This window comes from Shewanella maritima (assembly GCF_004295345.1).
GTDB lineage: Bacteria > Pseudomonadota > Gammaproteobacteria > Enterobacterales > Shewanellaceae > Shewanella > Shewanella maritima.
Map to the genome: position 1 here is coordinate 4,398,199 of NZ_CP036200.1, position 17,082 is coordinate 4,415,280.

Genomic DNA, 17,082 nt, shown 5'->3' on the forward strand with positions numbered 1-17,082 from the left:
TCTAACCGCGATAAAAAACAAAAACCAGCACTAGGCTGGTTTTTGATGTAAACGGACTTTGGTGAAAAGCCGCTTGGAAAAGCCGCTTGGAAAAGCCGCTTGGAAAAGGCGAGTTATTAAAGCACACCGCGGCGCATTTGATCGCGCTCGATTGATTCAAATAGTGCCTGGAAGTTACCTTCACCAAAACCTAGGTTGTTTTTACGCTGGATGATCTCAATAAAGATTGGACCAAATAGGTTTTGAGTAAAGATTTGTAGTAGGTATCCGTTCTCGTCACCGTCGCACAGGATTTGGTGATGCTTGATACGCTCACGATCTTCGGTCACTTGCGGCAGTTTTTCAAAGATAGTGTCGTAGTACTCAGGAATAATATCCAAAGTGCGGATTGAGGTGTTTTCCATCGCATCAAGTGACGCAACAATGTCGCGGCTACGGAACGCTAAGTGCTGCACGCCTGGGCCATTGTATTCGTTCAGGTACTCATCAATTTGGTTATTGTTGTTACCTTTACCTTCGTTAATTGGGATACAGAAGCTGCCATCTGGCGAACGCAGAGCATAAGAAACCAGTGCAGTTTGTACGCCGCTAATGTCAAAGTAACGTACTTCAGTGAAACCGAAGATATCCTTATAAAAGTTTGCCCACTTCTCCATAGTGCCTTTGTAGACATTGTTGGTTAGGTGGTCGACTTCCATAAAGCCCTTGTCTGGGATAACCATAGGGTTTTCTAGATCTTCAAAGTCAGTTTGGTAGATGTTGTTGTCTTCGCCAAACACGTCAATGAAGTAAATTAAGCTGTCGCCAATACCATAAATTGCTGGGTATGGCATATCTTTACTTGCATCGTCTGCAGGCTTAGCACCGCGCTCTACTGCAGATTTAAATGCAAATTCAGCATCTTCTACACGCCAGCCCATCGAACAAATTGCAGGGCCGTGAGACTTAGCAAACTCTGATGAAAAACCTTCGCGACCACGGTTCAATAGAAAGTTGATGTCGTTTTGCTTGTAGTAAAAGATGTCTTTATCTTTTGATTTTTTCAGCATTGAAAAACCAAAGTCGATAAAAGTTTGGTGCATAAAATCAGTATCTGGGCTGGCAAACTCAGTAAATTCAATACCAAGTAAGCCAAGTGGGTTTTGTTCGCTAGCCATGATGTTTTCCTCTTGTTCTTGTCGCCCATCACCTTTAGTGATTTGGGTTAGGCTTTTATGTTTGTTCTTAGTCTTCTAACCAAGAGCGATTGTAGTCTTGACTCATGCATTGCTGTACATGGGTCGTAAGCTGTAATGGTGCAAAAGTGTCTACCATTACCGCGTATTCATAGGTTTCTTTTTTGCCGATTGACGCTTCGGTTTTGCCTGGTTGTGGGCCATGAGGCACACCTTTTTGATGCAACGTCATCGACCCAGGCTCAATGCCGGTACGGCTCATAAAGTCGCCATCGACGTAGTAAAGCACTTCGTCACTGTCGATGTTGTTGTGATAGTAAGGCGCTGGAATCGACTTCTCGTGGAAGTCATATAAGCGAGGTACAAAGTTACAAACCACAAAGTTATGGGCAGTAAATACGATGTGATCTGATGGTGGCAGGTGGATTTTGCCAACCTTAGGTGCGTACTCAGTGATATTGAATGCCCATGGGTACACAAAGCCGTCCCAACCAACGAGGTCAAACGGGTGCCATTCAAGCGTAGTGAGCTGGTATTTATCACCAAACTTACATACCAGTGGAAACTCACCTTTTTCAACGACTGCCTCAGCAAGCTCAGGCACGCGGAAATCGCGTTCGCAATAAGGGGCAGACTCAGTTAACTGGCCGTAGTCATTTCTAAAGTGCTTAGGAATTTCCACCATAGACGCTGACTCAATCACAAATAAACGCACGTTATTGAAGTCGTTAAATTTAAGCTGGTAGATGGTGCCGCGTGGGATCACCAGATAGTCCCATTTTTTGACCGCAAGTTCGCCATATTCGCTGTAAAGTGTGCCTTCACCTTCGTGGACAAAAATCACTTCGTCGCAATAAGCGTTACGGTAAAACTCGTCTGTTGCTTCAGTGACTTTGGCGGTATACATGGCAACATCATTATTAAAGAAAATCTTGTTGCGAGCGCTGAAGAAGTTGCCTTGGGTGTCGGCTTTTTTCGAGTCTAATTTATAGTTTTGGATCAGTGCATCTTGCCACGCTTCACCGTGATTAACCGAGTAAGGTGCTACATCAATTGCCTTGGTTGGCATATTGTGGTGATACTTGTTGGAGTAAATATTGGAAAAGCCATGAGTTGAGAACAACTCTTCGCGGTACAGCTCGCCGTTGTCTTTTTCAAAGGCAATATGGCGCTTGTTGGGGATTTGGCCTTGTTTTACGTAAAATGGCATTAGCAGTTCCTTTTAATCCTTTCACTTAACCTTACAAACACATCGTTATTGGTTTTAGTTCAGTTTGTGGGTCGTAGTTTTGCCCGACAACTCTTGCTGGTTACCGTGCTAACTACAGCAGTTACTTCAGTTAAATTGTGATCTAGCTAACAATCTAGTTGCTCGCTTGAACAAAAAAAAGAATAATAAGTCGTGCAACTCAATCTAAAAAATAGATGGTTAACTTTGCTTTACAACTTTGTCAAAGTGCTTTGACAGTGGAGGACGTATGAGAATAGATGTTGATGCCTTTAATGTACTGCAAGTGCTTGTTGAGGAGGGCAGTTTTGCCAAGGCATCTGAGCGCTTACATAAGGCGCAGTCTGCGGTGAGTTATCAGGTTAAAAAGCTTGAGCAACACCTTGGTGTCACTCTGTTCAATCGCGACAAGTATCGCGCTGAGTTAACCCCTGAAGGCAAGGTGATACTGGCAGAAGGGCAAAGGTTGCTGCAGCACCTTGCCAACATTGAGCATTTAGCCACACGTTTTAGTGACGGTTGGGAGCCTAAGCTTGAATTGGTGATTGATGGTGCCTTGCCGATGGAGCCGATTATGACGGCACTTAAACGTATGAGCGAGTATCAAATTCCTACTAAAATTCAGCTGAATATGGAGTTTTTGGGTGGTGTACAACACAGGTTTGAGCGAGATAAAGCTGACTTAATGCTGGTAAAAGACTATCGCACTGGCCCCAACTATCAACCCACTGCACTACCAGCTATTACCAGTTTATTGGTGGTGGCAAATGAGCATCCATTATCTCATAAGATCGATATTAGTCTTAGTGATTTACAACAGCATGTTGAGTTAACCATTGAAGATTCATCGCCAATTAAGCGCGACAAAGACGAGATGCAATTTGGCGGCGATAAGGTGTTCTACCTTTCTGGCTTTATTATGAAGAAAAACGCCTTACTTAAGGGCTTAGGCTTTGGTTGGATGCCAGATTTTTTGATAGCAGATGAGCTGGTGAGTGAACAACTCAAATTGGTCGATTTTAGAGGTGGTAATCGTTTTAAATTTACCCCGCAGTTAGTGTCGACTCATGAGCGACCGCTCGGGCGTGCGGGCAAGCTGTTTACTTCATTAATTATTGAAGAATTCGCTTTATATCAGCACTAGCGAGAATGACGGATTATAAGGTTAGCCACAGCTCAGTTTGTCAGTTATGGTAGTGCAAGTAATTCAGACTCAAGGAGTGAAAAATGTCTAAAACCTGTCATGAAGTCGATTATGAAATCATTGGCAACAGCATGCAGCTGGTGGAAGTTGAGCTAGACCCAGGCGAGGTAGTTATCGCCGAGGCTGGCGCCATGAGCTACATGGAGCAAGATATAAATTTTGAAGCCAAGATGGGAGATGGCTCTGAAATGGAATCGGGCTTTTTCGGTAAGTTAATGGGCGCAGGCAAGCGTATGTTAACCGGCGAAAGCTTGTTTATGACGCACTTTAGTAACCAAGGTGGGCAAAAGCGCAAAGTGGCGTTTGCTGCGCCAAACCCAGGTACGATTCTCGCTATTGATTTAGCTGAGCATGGCAATGAGCTTATTTGTCAAAAAGATGCATTTTTAGCTGCAGCTTTGGGCACGCAGGTGTCGATGACGTTTAGTCGTAAACTTGGAGCAGGCTTTTTTGGCGGCGAAGGCTTTATTTTACAAAAGCTAAGCGGTGATGGCATGGCGTTTGTTCACGCAGGTGGCACCTTAATTAAAAAAGAACTCAACGGCGAAACCTTAAGAGTCGATACCGGTTGTCTTGTAGGTTTCACGCCGGGCATAGATTATGACATTGAACGCGCAGGCTCACTTAAGTCGATGTTTTTAGGTGGTGAAGGGCTATTCTTAGCGACACTAAGCGGTCACGGCACGGTATGGTTACAAAGCTTGCCATTCTCGCGTATGGCGGATCGTATTATTGCCCACGCGCCAAGCCTGCACGCCGATAAAGGCTAAGTCAGCCACACTACGGTAGAGCGAAGTGCTAAAAGAAACACTAAAGGGTTAAGCAGTTGCTTAGCCCTTTTTTGTGCTTTCAAGAACGGAGTTGAGCTGCCGAATATGTGAAGCTTTTATCATTAGTAGGTTTATGGGAATCAAATGATGCTATTGATGAAAGGTAGATTGGTACAGTATCGCTTGGGTTTGAGGATGACTCTTGCTCTAACTGCGCTTACTCTGGCTGGTTGCACTTCAAATTTTGTTAACGAAATTGATGCTTACCCTAGCGATAACAGTGAATATTTGGCAATTAAAACAGGCATAGCACAGTCAGATATTGAGCAATACTGTCATCAGGCGCCTGCTTTAAGTTGCACTCTGGATGTGACAGGCAATATTCAGGCGCGTGTGCAGCTTAACTACCGCTTTGCTAATTGGGACTCAGGTGGTTATGAACAAGTGATAATCTCAGGTTCAGTTATTCCGCAAGTAAAAATGGTCAAATCAAAGCTTGCGAGCGCAAAGCACAGCGGTAAGGCTGAGCCTACCTTGGCTCCTGAATTAACCTTAAAGCTGGGTTTTGGCGTCGCAGTTGAACAAGTGTTGGCTGGCGATACTGATTTACTTAGCTTAACCCATGAGAAAGCTGCCTATGGGTTATCTGGGGGAAGAGGCTATCGCGATAAAACGGTAAGAGGTAAAGTGAATGGTGAGTTTGTGCATGTCACCTTGCCAGGTAAAACTGCTACTTATGCCGTTCGCACCGACGAGTCTGTGACATTCGCCGACCCTGAGCAAGTGATAACCTTATTACAAGCAACCAATAAACTGCAGTTGAACAGTTTAAGTGCAAGCCATGGCCGCTACGAGTTTGACATTCCTTTATCTGATGATGCAAAGCAAGTGTTACTCAAGCTAGCTAACTTTCAGCATGTTATAAATAACAATTAAGCTCTATACATTATCTTAAATTGGAGAGTTGACTTGTTTTATACTGTTGCCGATTTAAAGTTCGACAAACATAAAAGGTCATTATGTTAAACCGCTCTGAAGATCTAACTATTTTAATCGCTGTTGCTGAGCATGGCGGCTTTAGCGCTGCAGCGAATGCACTCGATATTCAAGTCGCTAAAGTCTCGCGCAGTGTCAGTCGAATCGAGTCTACTCTCGGGGTGAGCTTGATTAATCGTACTACGCGTAAAATCGAGCTGACAGAAGAGGGCAAGCAGTTTATTCATTCAGTGCGTCAAGCGTTAAATCAGGTTGATCTGGCAGAGCAAGCTGTGATCAACCTTGGACACAAGCCTGCAGGCAAATTAAGAGTTGATGCCGCTACGCCATTTGTGCTGCATCAGTTAGTGCCTTTAGTCGCCGAGTTTAGACAAGCTTACCCTGATATTGAGCTGCAACTGACGTCAAATGAAGGCTATGTTGATTTAATTGAGAACCGCACCGATCTGGCTATTCGTATTGGTCGCCTGCATGACTCGAGTATGCATGCCAGTAGCCTTGGTAAAAGCAAGTTGCATTTGGTTGCAGCGCCTGATTATCTTGAAAAGTATGGCAACCTTAATGACGTGGCGGAGTTAAGTCAGCATCAGCTTATTGGCTTTAGCGATATTAAGCAGCTAAACATATGGCCTTTACCGGGCTTTGAATCGGCTGTACAAGCAGGGCAAATGCAGCTTAGTTGCAGCAATGGTGAAACCATGCGTCAGCTTGTTTTGGCAGGCAATGGCATTGCTTGTCTGTCTAACTTTATGGTGGCGAACGATATTGCCTCAGGCAAGTTAGTATCTGTGTTGGCAGATAAGTTGATTGCCAACAGTGATAGAGAAAATGTCAGCGCGGTTTATTATCGCTCTTCAGCGGTATCGAGCCGTATTTCAGCATTTATTGAATTCATCAAACCAAGATTGGCGCTGTAACCCTTGCCTCATCATCGGTATTTGTTGTGAGCCTTGCAACAACTCTGTCTATTTTTGTTATTTTCACAAAAGTTATTTGTGACTTTTGTGGTTTTTGCGTTTTGAATATCCCGGTAAACTCAGTCTCATTCAATTGATCGCTAGTTAGATTTTGAATCTAAATTAGAGCAAATAAAGAGACAGATCCTATGCCTGCAAAACTGCTACAACCAATTAAACTGGGTAACTTTTCGCTAGCTAACCGCATTGTAATGCCACCTATGACACGCTCTAGGGCGACTCAACCTGGCGACTGCGCCAATGAGATGATGGCAACCTATTATGCGCAACGTGCCAGTGCTGGACTCATTGTAGGCGAGGGCACGCAAATTTCCCCTATCGCTAAAGGGTACGCCTGGACGCCGGGTATTTACACACCTGCGCAAGTTCAAGGCTGGCGTAAAGTCACCGATGCTGTGCACCAGCAAGGCGGTGTGATGTTTGCCCAGTTATGGCATGTTGGTCGGGTTACCCATCCAGACAATATTGGCGGTGAGCAGCCTATTTCGGCATCTGCTATCAAAGCAGAAAACGTTAAAGTGTTTATCGATAATGGTACAAATGAGCCGGGTTTTGTTGATGTGGTTGAGCCTCGCGCAATGACCAAACAAGACATTGAAGCTGTTCTCGCTGAGTTTAAGCAAGCGGCGCTAAATGCCATAGAGGCTGGCTTTGATGGCGTTGAGCTACACGGTGCTAACGGTTATCTGGTCAATCAATTTGTGGATTCACAGTCAAATGCTCGTACTGACGAGTATGGCGGCAGCTTAGCGAATCGTTTGCGCTTTTTAGATGAAGTTGTTGATGCTTTAGTACAAGCCGTAGGTAAAGAAAAAATCGGCGTTCGACTTGCGCCTTTGACCACGCTTAATGGCACTGTTGACGATAACCCTGAGCAAACCTATGTTGCGGCGGCAAAAGTTTTGAATAAGCATGGTATTGCCTATATGCATATTGCCGAAGCGGATTGGGATGATGCGCCAGTAATGTCGCTTGAGTTTAAACAGCAGTTACGCGATGCGTTTAACGGGGTCATTATTTACGCTGGTAAATATGATGCTAAGCGAGCTAGCGTTGCCATTGAGTCTGGCGTGGCGGATATGATTGCCTTTGGCAGACCATTTGTTGCCAACCCTGATCTTGTGTCGCGAATAGCGCACTCACAGCCTTGGGCTAGCCATGATCCTAACACCTTATTCGGCGGTGGTGAAAAAGGGTTAAGTGACTACCCAAGATTTTCTGATACAGACGCATCCGCGACTGTCTAATTTAAAGTTTTCAAAGATTAGTTAAATAACGATTTAACGAGCTATTTAAAGAAAAAGAGGTTTATTAATGCTGTTCTCTTCATTTCAACTAGGGCCTGTGACGCTCGATAATCGCGTCGCCATGGCACCAATGACGCGCTCGCGCACCAGCCAACCTGGTGATGTGCCGAATGACATGATGGCAACCTACTATGCCCAGCGCGCTAATGCTGGTTTGATTATTACCGAAGGCGCGCCAGTGTCAGATGTCGCCCGCGGCTATTCAATGACACCTGGTATATACACTCAAGCACATATCGATGGCTGGAAGAAAGTCACTGATGCTGTGCACGCAAAAGGCGGTAAAATTTACATACAGCTGTGGCATGTTGGTCGCCGCAGTCATGAGGTTATTGCGGGTGAAACGCCACTGTCAGCATCAGCGGTAAAAGTGCCCGATCAAGTTTTTGGCCCGCTAGCTGAAGGTGGTTTTGGCATGATTGAAACCAGTCTGCCGAGGGCGATGACTAAGCAAGATATCGAGCAAACCATTGCTGATTTTGTTCAGGCTGCGAAAAATAGTATCGAGGCGGGGTTTGATGGCGTTGAAATTCACGGCGCTCATGGTTACTTGTTTGATCAGTTTATGCGTAAAGCCAGTAATCAGCGCACCGATGAGTATGGCGGCAGTGCCCAAAATCGTTTGCGTTTTTTAATCGAGACTCTTGATTCTGTGGGAGAAGCCATTGGCCGTGATCGCGTTGCTGTACGTTTATCACCACATGTGATGGAAGGTGACGGCTCGGTTGATGATGAAATCGAACAGTTGGTGATTGAACTAGCTAAGCACTTTGCCGTAAAACCGTTAGCTTATTTACATTTATCTGAGAATATTTCTAACTATTTGCCAGTACCAGATGAGTTTAGAAAGACGCTAAGAGATGAATATAAAGGTGCGATTATGGTCGCAGGTAAGCTAACTAAAGACTCGGCACAGCAGTTATTGGCGTCAGGTTTAATCGACCTATGTGCATTCGGTACACCTTATGTGACTAACCCAGATTTGGTGGCGCGCTTCAAGCAAGGCTGGCCGTTAGCTGAGTTTGATGCAGATGCCAGATTGAGTTTGTATGGTGGCAGTGAACAGGGCTACATCGATTACCCCAACTATTCGGCGTAGTTAGCCCCATTTTCAAACATAAAATGAAAGCCCTGATCTGAGATCAGGGCTTTTGCTTATTGCTCGTTTATAATCGCCCCGTCAACTTTGGGGTAAATAAACGTTGTTCGCGCAAGTCGCCGTAAAATCGTCCATGATGGCTCCGCTTTAGCATCCCTGCTAAAGAGGCTTGCTTCTCCAAAGTTAATTTCCCCTCAAAATATACGCACTAATGTGGTTGGCTAATCAGTTTCGATACAACTTACCTCGAATGCAGGTTACTTAGCCTGATGTTGGTTAAGTACCCATTCGGTGAGCAACCTTACACCATAACCTGTACCACCAATAGCTACTTCACCCTCTGCAGATGATGCTAATGCGTTACCTGCCATGTCGATGTGTAGCCATGGGTATCACCGACAAATTGTTGTAAGAAGGTCGCCGCAGTAGTGCCACTTGGGCCGCCTTTACCTGTGTTGCGTAGATCGGCAATTGGGCTTTCAAGCATTTCTTTATAGCCTAGCGGTAGGTGCCAAACAGGTTCATTTACGGCTTCGCCGGCGGCTTTAAACTCAGATACTAGCTTATCGCTGTCACTGAAAATTCCGCCCCACTTAGTGCCTAGCGCGCGATATTTACCGCCAGTCAGGGTAGCAATATCGACCATCACACTTGGCTGAAAGTGCTCGCGTGCATACCACATACTATCGGCTAGCACTAAGCGGCCTTCAGCATCGGTATGGGTAATTTCAACACTCAATCCCTCAGCAGTAGTGAGCACATCACCCGGGATAAATGATTTTTCAGATACCATGTTCTCAGCGATACCCATCACGGCAACCACGTTTACTTTCGCTTCCATCGCCGCCAATGCTTTAATAGTACCAAGCGCCGCTGCAGCGCCAGCCATGTCTGACTTCATGCGCACGATATGCTCGCCAGTTTTAATTTGAATACCGCCAGAGTCGAAGGTCACCCCTTTACCCGCGATAGCAATTGGTGCGTCATTACTACCTTTATAGTGAGCAACGATTAAACGTGAGCCATCGACACTGCCGCGACCGACAGCTTCCAAGGCGTTCATACCAAGCTTTTTGATCTGCTTTGGCTCAAGCACTTTGATTTTTACATCCAATTTTTTGAGTTTTTTAGCTTCAGCGACAAAGTCCTTTGGGGTCAGTTCTGTCGGCACTTCGTTAGTTAAATCGCGTGCTAAAAATACCCCTGACTGAATATGCTCGAGCGTGCTGTAGGCAGACTGGGTTTGCTTTACATCTGCAACATCAAAGGTGTAAGTCTTAGCTTGATGCTTTTCTTGCTTGTACTTATCAAAGTTGTATGAACGTAACTTGATACCATGGGCGATATAAGATGCTTGAGTTACATCTAAATGCTCAGCAGCTACTGACACATCGGCAATGGTTTTGGCACCTAGTTTACCTGCGATATTACCACCTAGTTTGGTCAGCTCTGCTTTGCTCAGTGGCTTGTCGCCTAAACCTACGACTAACACGCGGTCAAAACTCAGTTGGTTTGGCGCGATGACTTCTACAAATGAATTAAAGCTGGCGTCGAATTTATTGGCATTTAATGCGCGGCTAAGCTGGCCATTCGTTTTCGAGTCAAAATCTTTAAAGCCTGTGGTGTTGCCTTCGCTTTTAAATACCACCAGGGTATCTGACTTAGCGTTAACTTGGTTGGAGAATTGAAACGTCTCTGCTGAGACTGAGTGAGAAAAACTAAGGGTAAGTAGCGCGGCAGATAACATAGTTAGCTTGGCTTTCATTGAACGGTCCTGTCCTTATTGATTTGATTTATTAATTGGAGTTTGTTGGTTGCATCAGTGCGCAGAATATAACGATTCCTCAATGGCAATGTAAATCAATTGCTGAAACTTTACGAAGACGTTAAGTGTAAATTCATATTTCGTAGCCGTTTGCGAGTTAAGTTGAACAGAGGTAGTAACGGGTATTACTTAATCATGAGGAAATAGCCTAAGCTTAAATAACCAAAATATAACAATGTTCGAGGTGTGTATGCCCCGTGGTTTTGCTTTTATTTTGTTAATTACAGTAATAGTTATAAAGCCTATCGCGCTGGTGGCGGAGGAGATGAAGCTGTCGATGCTAGATTGGCCGCCATTTACTAGCGTCTCTTTGCCGGATAAAGGCATATCAGCATTGGTAGTTAAGCAAGCATTGAACACCATAGATATCGAACCAGAGTTCCATCACCTGCCGTGGAATCGCGCGATTCGCTTAGTGAACAGCGGCAAACAAGTGGGCTATCTCCCTGAGTATCAATACCAAAGTGAGCAATTGATATTTTCTGACCCCATTGGGCAAAGTCCAATTATGCTATTGTTTATTAAAGGTAAGCCTATTTCATGGCAAACTCAGCATGACCTAACTCAATACACACTCGGCGTGAATACTGGTTACATTAATACTAAGGTAATTGACGATAATATTGCTTCAGGTAAGCAGCGGGTGGAGTTAACATCAACTGAATATCAGTCAATTCAGGTGTTGCTGGCGGGTAGGGTAGATGCAATTGTCATTGATAAGCATGTATTTGAATACCTCAAGTCAGACCCTTATGTGAAACAGCACATTGACAAGTTGCAGCTTGACGACAAAATACTGGAGAACAAGCACTTACACATTGCTTTTGATAATTCGGCATTTGGTAGATTATGGCGTGATAAGGTTAATCAGGGGTTGGCAAACATTGATGTGCAAGCCATTGTTGATGAACAATTGCTACGTTTGAAAGCTAATTAGTTTTTATTGAAGGAGTGATGTGAGTTTTGAGAGTTGTTGATCACTAAGGCCTGGCGCATTAAGCCAGGCCTTATTTGTTTAGCTTTGCCTATTACAGTCACAAAGCGAGTCGAGCGTTAGATACGGTGGATTACCTGATCTTTATTGATAATCGTTTGTCCTATTGGTGCTAGGCTCAGTAGTGCCAATTTGAAATGCTGCACCGCGAACGGAATACCGATAATGGTAATAGCACAAGCCAGTGCGGACGCTAAATGACCCAGTGCTAACCAGATCCCGAAGAACACTAGCCAGATAATATTACCTAGAAGCCCCATGGTGCCAGTACCTAAATCTTCTTCGCCACGTAAGGTTTTGCGGTTAACGCTTTCTTGACCAAATGGCCAAAATGCCATTTCACCGATAACAAAACATGCTCGGCCAAAAGGGATACCAATAATACTGATAAAACAAAGCACACCCACTAGCCACCACGCTAGGCCCATAATAAAGCCGCCCATTACAAACCATGCGATATTAAAAATAAGCCTTAAAATACTCATATTGCTCCTTGTCGAATAAAAGTAGAGTAAAAACCAATCACTAGACTGGATGCTAGGACTAGGTACTAACGTAAATGCGATAAGTGTGCCAACAGTGGCAATAAATTATCCATTTGTAGCAAGGTGTTGATATTATTGCGTTTATTGGTCTGTCTAAGAGTTTGAAGCCTAGCCGTTATATTGCAACAATAAATTGATCTGCGATTTCACACTAACTTTTAGTTAAAATGGCTAGGGTCTGTTGATCTTTGCTGATTAGAATTTGTTCGAATTAAAAGCACTTTAATCGCGACGCGAGCGATGACGTCTAGTCACCTAAACCTATTGATTTTAACAACAGGGCTCGCAACAAACTAAGCTCTTTGCTAAGGGCGCAGGTGCTTTTAACCGAACCTTTCAGGCAGCGCTTGTTGTCATTTCTACTGCGTTAACGACTTATCATGTGGAGCAACCACACATCAAAGTCGTTGCCTTGTATAAATTTCCAACAAGCAGCTGCAAAAATAATCTTGAAAGATCAACAGGCCCTAGTGCTGAGTGTGGCTCAGCCTTCGATTAATTTTCGTCATTCATTTTTGGTCTCATTTATGTTTTCTCCAAGCCCAGTACACACTATGCTGTTTCAGCAGCGCACCATTTATATCAAACGTGATGATTTACTGGATGAAGCATTTAGCGGCAATAAAGCCCGCAAGTTTGATTACTTTTTCTATGATCAATTCCCTGAGGTCACCCATGTGATTGGCAGCGGCAGTGCGCAGGCCAATTCCTTGTATTCGCTATCTGAGTTGGCAAAACGTAAGGGTTGGCAGTTAGACTTTTTTGTCGACCATATTCCTAGTTACGTGAAACAAAACCCTCGCGGTAACTATCTAGCTGCGCTTAATAATGGCGCTCGGGTGATAAGCGTGAGTGACCATGTTCAATACGCGCATATTAAAGCCGATAACCTAGATGATAAGGTGGCAGTGATAGCGGCAGACTATCAAAGCCGCTTGGGGCAAGAACAGGTGCTGCATGTACCTGAAGGTGGGCGTTGTGAGTATGCTCAATCTGGTGTTGCTAAGCTTGGCGCAGAAATTGTGAGTTGGGCGAATGACAATTCAATTCAACAGTTAGATATTTTTCTGCCTGCCGGTACTGGCACCACAGCCCTGTACCTACAGCAATATTTTGTGCAGCAACATATTGCCGATAATTTTAAGGTGTTTACTTGCGCCACTGTTGGCAGCGCAGATTATTTGAAGCAGCAGTTTATGCAATTAACTGACAACTCAAGCGAGCTCCCAACTATCTTGTCCAATGGCAAAAAATATCATTTTGGTAAGCTCTATCGCGAGTGTTATGACATCTGGCGTGAGGTTAATGAAGGCGGTATTGAGTTTGAGCTGCTATATGACCCAATCGGTTTCTTGGTGCTCAAGCACTACTTAAGTCACTGTCAAATTGAACAGGGCAAGTCCAGCATAGGCAATCGTCCTATCATGTATATTCATCAAGGTGGCTTAAAAGGTAATGAAACCATGCTGCCGAGGTATCAGCGCAAATACCCGGATTGACCAAAGGCATATTAAGAATTGTCGATGTACAAAATTGATGAGCTGCTTCAGCGAGAAAGTTTGAATCGAACTAGTTTAGCAATGGGTTTGGAGATAATGCTTAAGACTTGGGTGTGATAGTTAAGAAAAAATTTTGATTACATTTGCTCTGTTTTAATAAACGGCGGTAAATGAGAGGAATGTACCGTGAAATGCGTTTATCGTTAACAGAGCAATTTGGAATCGTTTGGCTAGCTTCGAAATGGATTACTAGCTTTAACGTTTGTATTTTTGTTTCGTTGTTTATGAGTCGGTGTTAGCGAGTTTGTAGTCAATAGTGAATTGAAACTACTTATTTGTGCTAATCAACCATTTCATAAATCTAAGCGCTTCAGTTCGCTTGGTAAATGTTTGTTTTGTTTTGCCTTTACGATCTGTAAATGCAATTGAGTTTTTGTTTGATGAAATAGAGTCAACTGGAAAGTCTACTACGATTTCATGTCCGTTTAGATTGTATGACATAGGCCACACTCCTTATTTTATTCCTTCACCCTTAGGTGAGTAAATTTGACAATAAATATCCTTAGCAATAACTGCTGCAGAAAATGAATGATTTAATCTAAGTTAGCGTACAGTGGCTTTGTCGAGCAACCCATTTTGCTTTAAGTTAACGAAGCTTAATCAAGCCCCAGGCTTAATATCGCTCCAATTTACTCATCGCTATGACGCTTTAGTCGGCTTAACGCTTCAGCTATTGTTATTTACCGTAAACCTCATTGGTTGACTAGTAAAACTGCATAGCAGTGGCGTAAAAGTATGCAATTTGTGAGCTAAAGCAAACTTCGTTTTGCCTTAGTTCTTGCCATACCAACTCGCAACAAATGCCGGTCGCTTAATGCCACCAGTTTTGGGGCAAGCGTTAACTTAAACGTATGCTAGTTAATCACAGCTTTGTGACAATCAAATGACTGCAGTGCTTAGTAAAAACTAACATGTACTCGATGCATTCAGCTGATCCAACTAGGGGGCGGCTGCAAGGAGGCTTAACTCGTTTAACGGCACATACTTTCGGGGCAGGCAATTGATGCTAACGCTGAAGTTTCGACAAGCTTGAGGGTAAACCGATAGGATTTTACGCGGTTGAATTTTCACAAATGTCACTAACTTGTACGGATAATAAGCAATATACCTTACGCAAGCAAGAACTTTGTGTACATAAAATAAAACAGCAGGCTAACCCTGCTGTTTTCAGTTCACCAACCTTCGGTGTCTTAAACGAAATCGTTTAACTAAGTTATTTCACTAGTTTGTAGTTGCTGCGTTTATGTAAGCCTTTTAGTAAATTAACTCACCAATTGGATTGAGCAGCTTACTAATACCTTTGGTAAAATATAGTGGCGCGTCGACTACGGTATAACACAAGCATCCTTCCATCGTTTTAGGTGAATGCTGATGGTCTGGCGTCATAACCATTAAGTCGCCAGGCTTATATTGGTTATATTCGTCACTAAATTCACCGGCGAGCAACAAAGTGATCTCAGTACCTTTGTGAGTATGCTGGGGGATCTCACCATTGGCGTCTATGTGCAGCAAACTAGCTCGTGCTTTGCCTTCGCCGGTATCTAACCTTGAGCGGGTCACCTTACCTATACCTTGCCATTCGCTCAATAGTTGGTTTTTAAACACCCTGGGTAAACTGTATTGCTCGCCTTTAACCTCTACAGTTAATGGCTCCTCGACGCTTGGGATATCGTCAATTTTCAAATCGTCAAGTCCGGACATCATTGCGTCAAGCATACTGTCTAGATCTGCATTAGTTTGAGCCGCGTCTGATTGCTCGTTACCATGTTGAGATTCGACAGCTAACGCGTCGTCGCTCAAAAATGTGTTGGTAGCTTTGGCTTGAGCGCTTGCTAGCTCCTGCTGACATTTACCACAATATTCAAGATGAGCTGACACAGCAATTGACAGAGACAATGGAAGCTTACCTTCGGCATGTAGTAACAGCATTTGTTGATCAGGATGGAAATTAATCATTTTGATGCTCCATAAAACTTTTTAACTTTTCAAGCCCAAGGCGTAATCGAGATTTAACGGTGCCAATTGGAATTTGCAATTTCTCTGCAAGCTCCTGCTGAGTTAGCTCTTGAAGGTAAATCCCGCGCACCACTTGTTTTTGAAGTGCGGGTAGTGCTTCCACATGTTTGAGCAGAGATGCTGATAACATGAAATCGTCATCTTCTTCACTGGTATTGTCTGACTCAAATAAAGGCCATATGTCGTCGCCAAATGCGTCTTCGCGATTATGTTGTACCTTGCGCAGCATATCGAAACACTGGTTGCGCATTATGGTAAACACCCAAGTAGACACAGCGGCTTTGCTTGCGTTGTACAGGTGAGCTTTGGTCCAAACTCGAGTCATGGTTTCTTGCACTAAATCCATGGCTAAACCTTGCTGATTTAATCGCTGCACACCAAATGAATGGATTTTGGGGCTGAAAAAAGCGAATAACTTAGCAAACGCTGCTTTGTCCTGGTGCTCAGCGATACACTGCATGCATTCGGCTAGCATTGCATTTTGCTGCGCGCTTTGCTTTTCATTGGCAGCGTCGGTTTTAGACTTGTTATCCATCGCAGTTGTTGTCTGCATAGCTCTAATCGGTTGCTGATACTTACCTTTATCATAACCAATTTGCTTTGTTCTAGAAGAGTTTAATTGCATATTTTCACCGTTAAAGCGCTCAAAGCGATTAAATCCATGTGTCGCGTTTAACCTACAATACGCATGCAATTAAAATTGGATCAGTTATTCTGATAAAATTATTTGATTAATAAGGCTTTGGGCCGCGATATGACTATTAGCCCCAATACATTGCTGCTTTTGCTCTGCAGTTAGCGGTAATACTTCCAACCAACGCTGACAAATCCAACTGATATCGTCGAACTGGCATTGAGGGTAAAGATCGCGATGTTGCGGATATTGCTCGAATAACTCGACGAGTTTTTGCTTTAATACTTCCTCTTGTCCATCATTAGATTGTATAGGGGTCGCTTGCCAGGCGGTATGCTCACTTACTTTTGCTACTAATAAACCATCGGGTTCACGCTTAGTTTCCTGTATCGCGACTAAGCTCTCACCTTTGATGGTGATTGACAAGGTATTATCTTCAAGGTTGTCAAAATCCACTATGGTAACAATCGTCGCATAGCGCAGTAGTGAGCCTTTTTTGTTGGCCATTGCCATTGCAAACTGGCGTTGTTGCTTCATCGCCTCACTGATCATACGCAAATACCTCGGCTCGAAAATTCTGAGCTGAGTGTAACCATTGGGCAATATACAAATAGATAGTGGAAACAAGGCAATATTCATTTATCTCTCTTACTACTTCATTTTTTAACTTCGCAAATTAATACGTTATGTTTGCCAATTTGGATTTGTACGTAACTGAGATTTAACACGCGTTTAGCAGCTCAGTTAATGGCA

15 protein-coding genes and 1 pseudogene are annotated in these 17,082 nt (G+C 43.7%); 8 read left to right on the top strand and 8 right to left on the bottom strand.

Annotated elements, in window-relative coordinates; translation table 11 throughout:
- Positions 1–116: 116 nt before the first annotated feature.
- Together hppD and EXU30_RS18660 are read right to left on the bottom strand one after the other, a co-directional pair.
- Positions 117–1,157 carry a 4-hydroxyphenylpyruvate dioxygenase gene (gene hppD / locus EXU30_RS18655; protein ID WP_130602589.1) on the bottom strand — a complete coding sequence of 347 codons (1,041 nt, stop codon included), beginning with the start codon at positions 1,155–1,157 and terminating at the stop codon, positions 117–119.
- 67 nt (positions 1,158–1,224) lie between these two features.
- Positions 1,225–2,385, bottom strand: a complete 1,161-nt coding sequence (locus EXU30_RS18660; RefSeq protein ID WP_130602591.1) for a homogentisate 1,2-dioxygenase — start codon at positions 2,383–2,385, stop codon at positions 1,225–1,227.
- 268 nt (positions 2,386–2,653) lie between these two features.
- Here EXU30_RS18660 and EXU30_RS18665 point away from each other — a divergent pair, with 268 nt between their 5' ends.
- The 6 genes from EXU30_RS18665 to EXU30_RS18690 all read left to right on the top strand — a co-directional run bounded on the left by EXU30_RS18665 (position 2,654) and on the right by EXU30_RS18690 (position 8,756).
- Entirely contained in the window at positions 2,654–3,547 is an 894-nt protein-coding gene (locus EXU30_RS18665) for a LysR family transcriptional regulator (protein ID WP_130602593.1), read from the top strand.
- A gap of 83 nt (positions 3,548–3,630) precedes the next feature.
- Entirely contained in the window at positions 3,631–4,377 is a 747-nt protein-coding gene (locus EXU30_RS18670) for a TIGR00266 family protein (RefSeq protein ID WP_130602595.1), read from the top strand.
- Between the two features lie 195 nt (positions 4,378–4,572).
- Positions 4,573–5,313, top strand: coding sequence for a hypothetical protein (locus EXU30_RS18675; protein ID WP_130602597.1), 741 nt, complete (start codon positions 4,573–4,575; stop codon positions 5,311–5,313).
- Positions 5,314–5,396: 83 nt separating this feature from the next.
- A complete protein-coding gene (locus tag EXU30_RS18680) occupies positions 5,397–6,290 on the top strand; it encodes a LysR substrate-binding domain-containing protein (protein WP_130602599.1) in 894 nt (297 codons plus the stop codon).
- A gap of 188 nt (positions 6,291–6,478) precedes the next feature.
- Positions 6,479–7,597, top strand: coding sequence for an alkene reductase (locus tag EXU30_RS18685; protein ID WP_130602601.1), 1,119 nt, complete (start codon positions 6,479–6,481; stop codon positions 7,595–7,597).
- Between the two features lie 67 nt (positions 7,598–7,664).
- Positions 7,665–8,756, top strand: coding sequence for an alkene reductase (locus EXU30_RS18690; protein ID WP_130602603.1), 1,092 nt, complete (start codon positions 7,665–7,667; stop codon positions 8,754–8,756).
- 257 nt (positions 8,757–9,013) lie between these two features.
- Here EXU30_RS18690 and EXU30_RS18695 read toward each other — a convergent pair.
- Positions 9,014–10,521, bottom strand: a pseudogene (locus tag EXU30_RS18695) (leucyl aminopeptidase family protein).
- Positions 10,522–10,846: 325 nt separating this feature from the next.
- Between EXU30_RS18695 and EXU30_RS18700 the strand changes: the two are divergent.
- Positions 10,847–11,518 (top strand): substrate-binding periplasmic protein, encoded by a 672-nt coding sequence (locus tag EXU30_RS18700; protein WP_165399052.1) that lies wholly within the window; start codon positions 10,847–10,849, stop codon positions 11,516–11,518.
- 116 nt (positions 11,519–11,634) lie between these two features.
- On the opposite strand, the gene EXU30_RS18705 is transcribed toward EXU30_RS18700, so the two are convergent.
- Positions 11,635–12,060, bottom strand: a complete 426-nt coding sequence (locus EXU30_RS18705) for a YccF domain-containing protein (RefSeq protein WP_130602607.1) — start codon at positions 12,058–12,060, stop codon at positions 11,635–11,637.
- Between the two features lie 587 nt (positions 12,061–12,647).
- Here EXU30_RS18705 and EXU30_RS18715 point away from each other — a divergent pair.
- A complete protein-coding gene (locus tag EXU30_RS18715) occupies positions 12,648–13,619 on the top strand; it encodes a 1-aminocyclopropane-1-carboxylate deaminase/D-cysteine desulfhydrase (RefSeq protein WP_130602609.1) in 972 nt (323 codons plus the stop codon).
- 327 nt (positions 13,620–13,946) lie between these two features.
- On the opposite strand, the gene EXU30_RS18720 is transcribed toward EXU30_RS18715, so the two are convergent.
- The 4 genes from EXU30_RS18720 to EXU30_RS18735 all read right to left on the bottom strand — a co-directional run bounded on the left by EXU30_RS18720 (position 13,947) and on the right by EXU30_RS18735 (position 16,968).
- Positions 13,947–14,120 (bottom strand): hypothetical protein, encoded by a 174-nt coding sequence (locus tag EXU30_RS18720; protein ID WP_130602611.1) that lies wholly within the window; start codon positions 14,118–14,120, stop codon positions 13,947–13,949.
- A gap of 813 nt (positions 14,121–14,933) precedes the next feature.
- Complete coding sequence (locus tag EXU30_RS18725; RefSeq protein WP_130602613.1) at positions 14,934–15,635, bottom strand: ChrR family anti-sigma-E factor; 702 nt, start codon at positions 15,633–15,635, stop codon at positions 14,934–14,936.
- Complete coding sequence (locus tag EXU30_RS18730; protein ID WP_423213388.1) at positions 15,628–16,248, bottom strand: sigma-70 family RNA polymerase sigma factor; 621 nt, start codon at positions 16,246–16,248, stop codon at positions 15,628–15,630. The genes EXU30_RS18725 and EXU30_RS18730 overlap by 8 nt, the downstream gene beginning before the upstream one ends.
- A gap of 156 nt (positions 16,249–16,404) precedes the next feature.
- Positions 16,405–16,968 carry an LON peptidase substrate-binding domain-containing protein gene (locus EXU30_RS18735; protein ID WP_130602617.1) on the bottom strand — a complete coding sequence of 188 codons (564 nt, stop codon included), beginning with the start codon at positions 16,966–16,968 and terminating at the stop codon, positions 16,405–16,407.
- Positions 16,969–17,082 lie beyond the last annotated feature (114 nt).

Coding starts and splice junctions, on each gene's coding strand:
- hppD (WP_130602589.1), bottom strand. CDS start 1,157: ATGGCTAGCGAACAAAACCCACTTGGCTTACTTGGTATTGAATTTACT.
- EXU30_RS18660 (WP_130602591.1), bottom strand. CDS start 2,385: ATGCCATTTTACGTAAAACAAGGCCAAATCCCCAACAAGCGCCATATT.
- EXU30_RS18665 (WP_130602593.1), top strand. CDS start 2,654: ATGAGAATAGATGTTGATGCCTTTAATGTACTGCAAGTGCTTGTTGAG.
- EXU30_RS18670 (WP_130602595.1), top strand. CDS start 3,631: ATGTCTAAAACCTGTCATGAAGTCGATTATGAAATCATTGGCAACAGC.
- EXU30_RS18675 (WP_130602597.1), top strand. CDS start 4,573: ATGACTCTTGCTCTAACTGCGCTTACTCTGGCTGGTTGCACTTCAAAT.
- EXU30_RS18680 (WP_130602599.1), top strand. CDS start 5,397: ATGTTAAACCGCTCTGAAGATCTAACTATTTTAATCGCTGTTGCTGAG.
- EXU30_RS18685 (WP_130602601.1), top strand. CDS start 6,479: ATGCCTGCAAAACTGCTACAACCAATTAAACTGGGTAACTTTTCGCTA.
- EXU30_RS18690 (WP_130602603.1), top strand. CDS start 7,665: ATGCTGTTCTCTTCATTTCAACTAGGGCCTGTGACGCTCGATAATCGC.
- EXU30_RS18700 (WP_165399052.1), top strand. CDS start 10,847: ATGAAGCTGTCGATGCTAGATTGGCCGCCATTTACTAGCGTCTCTTTG.
- EXU30_RS18705 (WP_130602607.1), bottom strand. CDS start 12,060: ATGAGTATTTTAAGGCTTATTTTTAATATCGCATGGTTTGTAATGGGC.
- EXU30_RS18715 (WP_130602609.1), top strand. CDS start 12,648: ATGTTTTCTCCAAGCCCAGTACACACTATGCTGTTTCAGCAGCGCACC.
- EXU30_RS18720 (WP_130602611.1), bottom strand. CDS start 14,120: ATGTCATACAATCTAAACGGACATGAAATCGTAGTAGACTTTCCAGTT.
- EXU30_RS18725 (WP_130602613.1), bottom strand. CDS start 15,635: ATGATTAATTTCCATCCTGATCAACAAATGCTGTTACTACATGCCGAA.
- EXU30_RS18730 (WP_423213388.1), bottom strand. CDS start 16,248: ATGCAGACAACAACTGCGATGGATAACAAGTCTAAAACCGACGCTGCC.
- EXU30_RS18735 (WP_130602617.1), bottom strand. CDS start 16,968: ATGAATATTGCCTTGTTTCCACTATCTATTTGTATATTGCCCAATGGT.